The sequence below is a fragment of the Xanthovirga aplysinae genome (assembly GCF_009711365.1).
GTDB lineage: Bacteria > Bacteroidota > Bacteroidia > Cytophagales > Cyclobacteriaceae > Xanthovirga > Xanthovirga aplysinae.
Genome location: NZ_SMMB01000875.1, coordinates 1 through 4988 on the forward strand (window position 1 = coordinate 1; position 4988 = coordinate 4988).

A 4988-nucleotide genomic window follows, 5' to 3' on the forward strand; every position below is an offset into this window, starting at 1 on the left:
CATAAAATTAATAAATTATTTTAAGTCTAAATTATATAAGAAATGAGTTTACTGGTTGTTGGTACCGTAGCTTTTGACGCTATTGAGACGCCTTTTGGGAAAACAGATAAGATCATTGGTGGGTCTGGTACCTATGGGGCTCTTTCTGCCTCTTATTTTACCAATAAAACTAATATTTGTGCAGTGGTAGGAGATGACTTTCTTGGTTCAGATATAAAAATGCTTAATAAGCATGGAGTGAATACCGAGGGCCTTCAAATCAAAGAAGGGGAGAAGTCTTTTTTCTGGTCTGGAAAATATCACAATGATATGAATACCAGAGATACCCTGGCGACAGAATTAAACGTATTGGCAGATTTTGATCCCGTGATACCAGAAAGTTATCAGGGGTGTGAATACCTGATGTTAGGGAATCTTACTCCTCAAATTCAAAAAACGGTAATTGAGCGTCTCCATAAGCGGCCTAAATTAATCGTAATGGATACCATGAATTTCTGGATGGAAGTTGCCTTGGATGATTTGAAAGAGACCATGAAAATGGTAGATGTGCTTTCCATTAACGATGAAGAAGCACGCCAACTTTCCGGAGAGCATTCCTTGGTAAAAGCAGCACAGAAAATAATCGCTTTGGGACCTAAGGTATTAATAATTAAAAAAGGGGAACATGGGGCTCTATTATTTAATGAAAATCAGGTTTTCTTTGCTCCAGCATTGCCTTTAGAGGATGTATTTGATCCAACAGGGGCTGGAGACACCTTTGCAGGTGGTTTTATAGGTTATTTGGCTAGCACAAATGACACTTCCTTTGAAAATATGAAGAGAGCAATTATTTATGGCTCTGCTTTAGCTTCTTTCTGTGTGGAAAAGTTTGGTTGCGAGCGGTTAGTGGAACTTTCTGATGAAACCTTGAATGCGAGGGTTAAGGAGTTTATTGATCTTGTCCAATTTGAAATTGAAATGGCTTAATAATTAAAGGTATAGAAATTCTAGATAAGGGAAATAACGGTTGTTGTTTCCCTTTTTTTATGCCCTTTAATTGTTGGAATAAAAAAAATGTGTAAAACTGCGTAACAAATCGGCCATTGGCCGTACTAATCAATTGAATATTTCGGATGAATTGGCCAATTAGAGTATTTAAGTAAATAAATATCCATTAGTTTCTGTAAAGTTTTTTGAAGTGCTATCGTTTTTTTTGAGGGGTCGTTAGGAAAAGTACTTTTTGATTGTGAGGGGATGGGGCTATTCAATTGTGAATTCTAGTTTGATTGTCGGTTATTGTGGGGGAATAATAATTGAGGTGAAATGGAATTCTCCGAATTCTATGATGTGTTTGAGTATAGAGTTTTAGGTTTGGAAATATTATGGGTATTGCGGGCAAAAATTTGATATATTTTATTAGAAAACTTACATTTGGTAGGTTTTTTCTACTGTAGATTACAGGTATGAATCTACTTTTTAACTATTTTTCATTGAATTAATTTAACATGATGAACAAAAAATCAATTTTATTTCTCTTGTTAATGATCCCTTTAATGGGGCTTCAGGCGCAGGACAAAAAGATCGAATTCCAAGAGTATGATCTGGAAAATGGATTGCATGTGATTTTACATCAGGATAAAAGTACTCCCATTGTGGCGGTAAGTATGATGTATCATGTGGGGTCAAAAAATGAGAAACCAGGTCTTACGGGGTTTGCCCATTTTTTTGAGCATCTTTTATTTGAGGGATCTGAAAATGTCCAAAGAGGAGAATTTGATAAATACATTTCCAATGCCGGAGGAATGAATAATGCCAATACTTCTTGGGACCGTACCTATTATTATGAGGTATTGCCATCTAATCAACTAAAATTAGGGTTGTGGTTAGAGTCAGAAAGGTTGATGCATGCCAAAGTAGAAAAAAAGGGAATTGAAACACAAAGGGAAGTAGTAAAAGAGGAACGTAGATTACGGGTAGATAATCAGCCCTATGGAACTGTAATGGAACAGACCTTTAAGCATGCCTACAACGTTCACCCATACAGGTGGCCAATCATTGGTTCTATGGAAGATTTGAACAATGCTAAAGACGAGGACTTTGTGAATTTTTATAAGACTTTTTATGTGCCTCAAAATGCTGTTTTGTCCATTGCCGGAGACATTGACTTTGAGGATACAAAAAAATGGATTGCTGAATATTTTGCAGATATCCCTGCTGGAAAAGCGGAAATTCCAAGACCTACAGAGGTTGAGCCTGCTCAAACGGCTGAAGTTCGGGATGTAGTGTATGATAATATTCAGTTGCCAGCCGTAGTTCAAGGCTTTCATATTCCTGCTCAAGGGACTAAAGATTATTATGCTGTAAGTATGTTGGCTCAAATCCTGTCACAGGGACAGAGTTCTCGTTTAAATAAGGCCTTAGTGGAAGACCAACAGAAAGCGCTGCAGGTTGGTGCTTTTCCTTTAGATATGGAAGATCCAGGTTTGACCATTGCCTTCGCTATAACTAATATGGGAGTAAAGCCAGAAGATGTGGAAGCAGCGATGGAAGCCGAATATGATAAATTGAAAAAGGAACTGATTTCTGAAAGGGAATATCAAAAGTTGCAAAACCAAATAGAAAATGATTTTGTAAGTGCCAATACTACTGCAGCAGGAATTGCGGAAAATTTGGCTAATTATTATATGTATTACGGAAATTCCAACCTGATCAATACAGAAATTGAGCGCTACAGAGAGGTAAGCCGTGAGGACATTAGGAAAGCGGCTAATACCTATTTAACCAAAGAAAATAGGGTAACACTTTATTATTTGCCAAAACAAGAGCAAAATAATTAATCTGCTCAGTTAATATTCCATTTTAAAGATTTATAGAAATGAATAAAAGACTCATATATTTATTTTCGCTGTTGTTTTTGGTGTCGACCCAATTGTCGGCTCAAATTGATCGCACAAAGGCCCCTGAGCCAGGACCTGCCCCTAAAATTAATTTAGGAGAATACAAGTCATTTCATTTAAAGAATGGACTGCAAGTATTTGTGGTGGAAAATCATAAAACTCCAAGAGTATCCTTGCAGGTAGCACTTGATCGAGATCCTGTTATGGAAGGAGAGAAGGTGGGTTACTTGAGTATGGTAGGCTCATTGATGCGAGCAGGGACTACAAATCGAACCAAGGAACAATTAGATGAGGAGGTAGATTTTATTGGAGGTTCTCTTAGTGCATCTTCTACAGGAGTTTATGCTTCTTCATTAACCAAGCACTTAGATAAGATTACTGAATTAATGTCAGATGTTTTATTGCACCCTTCCTTTCCTCAAGAAGAATTGGATAAGGAAGTCAAGCAAACCATTTCGGCATTGGCTACAGAAAAAGATGATCCTAACGCTATGGGTGCCAATGTTCGGGCAGTTTTAAATTTCGGAAAAGATCACCCTTATGGCGAATTAGAAACGGAAGAAACCGTTGGGAAAATTTCCAGAGATGATATCTTAAATTACTATAAAGAGTATTTACATCCGGAAAAAAGTTACCTGATCATTGTAGGAGATATTAACTTAAAAAATGCCAAGAAGTTGGCTAAAAAGTATTTTGGAGGATGGGAAAGAGGAAATATTCCTTCAACAACCTATCATGAACCTAAGGCACCTGCTTCTACCAAAATTGCCATCGTAAATAAACCGGGAGCTGTTCAGTCCGTAATTGGTGTTACTTACCCAGTACAGTTGAAACCAGGTAGTGAGGATGCCATTAAAGCGAGTGTGATGAACAGCGTTTTAGGTGGTAGTTTTTCTGCACGTCTTTCTCAAAATCTCAGAGAGGATAAAGGCTTTACTTATGGTTCTTATTCTTCTCTTTCCTCAGATCGACTAGTTGGGGATTTTAATGCGTCAGCCAGTGTACGAACTGAAGTTACGGATAGTGCCGTAGTAGAATTTCTTTATGAGCTCAACCGAATTCGAGATGAAAAGGTAGGAGAGGAAGAATTGAAAAAAGTGATCAGCGAAATGACCGGAAGTTTTGCTCGCTCCTTGGAAAGGCCACAAACTGTAGCTCGTTTTGCGCTTAGAACCGCAATGTATAATCTTCCAGAAGATTATTATGAAACCTATTTGCAAAAATTAGGTGCTGTAACTCCTGAAGATATCCAGGAAATGGCTAAAAAATATATCCTGCCAAATAACGCGAATATCGTTATAGTGGGAGATGCCAAGAAAATCGCTCCAGGTTTGGAAAAGATAGCTGAGGTGAAATACTACGATATGTATGGCAATGAGGTCGAAGCTCCTAAAACTGAATTACCTGCAGATTTGACCGCTGAAAAAGTACTTTTAGACTACATTAATGCTATTGGAGGGGTGGAGGCCATTAAAGCCATTAAAGACTCCAAAGTACAAATGAAGGCTAGTGTTCAGGGAATGGAATTGGAAATGAATTTCATTAATAAAGCTCCAAATAAGAAATCTTCTGTGACTAGTATGAATGGTATGGAACTGCAAAAGCAGGTATTTGATGGAGAGAATGGGGTAATGATTGCCAGAGGGCAGCAAATTCCAATGGACGAGAACCAAGTAAAGGACCTGTCTATTGACGCTCTTTTTGTTCCGGAATTAGAATATGAAGCTTTGGGGGTAAAAACTTCTTTGCAAGGTATTGAAAGAGTGGCAGACAGTGATGCTTATGCCGTAGAAGTGGAGTTGCCAAGTGGTACGGTTTCAATCCATTATTTTGATGTGAAATCTGGATTAAAAGTTCGTCAGCAAAGCTCTGTTAAAACTGATCAAGGTGAAATGACCATGAATACTGATTTGGAGAATTATAAGGAAGTAGGAGGTATAAAATTTCCTTATACCATAGTTATTCCGATGGGACCTCAAAAAGTGAAAGCTGAGGTGGTAGATGTTAAGTTTAACACCGGAGTTTCTGACGAAGTGTTTGAAACAAAATAAACTAGCTTAATTAATAATGAAGAATGAATAACTAGGATAGACAATTAAAAAATTCTTAATT

3 protein-coding genes are annotated in these 4988 nt (G+C 37.5%); all 3 read left to right on the forward strand.

Annotation, left to right across the window (positions count from 1 at the left end; genetic code table 11):
• Positions 1-42: 42 nt before the first annotated feature.
• Positions 43-966, forward strand: coding sequence for a PfkB family carbohydrate kinase (locus E1171_RS07200; protein WP_155205336.1), 924 nt, complete (start codon positions 43-45; stop codon positions 964-966).
• A 521-nt stretch (positions 967-1487) separates the two neighbouring features.
• Positions 1488-2816 (forward strand): M16 family metallopeptidase, encoded by a 1329-nt coding sequence (locus E1171_RS07205; RefSeq protein ID WP_155205338.1) that lies wholly within the window; start codon positions 1488-1490, stop codon positions 2814-2816.
• Positions 2817-2854: 38 nt separating this feature from the next.
• Positions 2855-4927 carry a M16 family metallopeptidase gene (locus E1171_RS07210; RefSeq protein WP_155205337.1) on the forward strand — a complete coding sequence of 691 codons (2073 nt, stop codon included), beginning with the start codon at positions 2855-2857 and terminating at the stop codon, positions 4925-4927.
• Positions 4928-4988 lie beyond the last annotated feature (61 nt).

Excerpts from the sequence above, each read along its gene's own strand:
- E1171_RS07205 (WP_155205338.1), top strand. The coding sequence starts at position 1,488 with ATGAACAAAAAATCAATTTTATTTCTCTTGTTAATGATCCCTTTAATG.
- E1171_RS07200 (WP_155205336.1), top strand. The coding sequence starts at position 43 with ATGAGTTTACTGGTTGTTGGTACCGTAGCTTTTGACGCTATTGAGACG.
- E1171_RS07210 (WP_155205337.1), top strand. The coding sequence starts at position 2,855 with ATGAATAAAAGACTCATATATTTATTTTCGCTGTTGTTTTTGGTGTCG.